Annotated in this window: 1 protein-coding gene; it reads left to right on the forward strand. The window is 63.8% G+C overall.

Annotated elements, in window-relative coordinates; genetic code table 11:
- On the forward strand, positions 1 to 702 hold a 702-nt coding region (locus AC5Y4T_RS26150; RefSeq protein WP_499956147.1), incomplete at both ends, for a condensation domain-containing protein.

Raw genomic sequence — 702 nt, forward strand, 5'->3', positions numbered from 1 at the left:
TATGGTGCCCACCGCGCTCGTGGGCCTCGACCATCTGCCGTTAACGAGCAACGGCAAACTCGACAAACGCGCCCTGCCCACACCGGACTACAACACCAGAGAGTACCGGGCACCGGTGACGCCCACCGAGGAGATGCTGGCGGGTATTTACGCGCGGATTTTGGGTGTGGAGCGGGTCGGTGTGGATGACTCGTTCTTCGATTTGGGCGGGGATTCGTTGTCGGCGATGCGTTTGGTCGCGGCGGTCAATTCGGGTTTGGGTGCCGGTGTTTCGGTGCGCGATCTGTTTGAGGCGCCTTCGGTTGCGCGGTTGGCTTCTCGTGTCGGTTCGAGTGGGGGTGGGCTGGAGCCGTTGGTGGCGGTGCAGCGGCCGGCGGTGGTGCCGTTGTCGTTTGCGCAGAGCCGGTTGTGGTTCATCTCTCAGTTGCAGGGGCCGTCCGCGGTCTACAACATGGCGGTGGGGTTGCGGCTCAGCGGCAGGCTCGATGCGACGGTGCTGTCGGTCGCGCTGGCCGATGTGGTGGACCGTCACGAATCGCTGCGGACGCTGTTCGTCGCGAGCAATGGCATACCGCGGCAGGTAGTGGTGCCCGCCGGGGAGGCTGACTTTGGTTGGCAGATCATTGATGCCAGCGATTTTTCAGACGACGGGCTGACGAAGGCCGTCGATGAAGTAGCGGGCCACAGTTTCGATCTGGCGGC

This window comes from Mycobacterium sp. NGS11 (genome assembly GCF_059813315.1).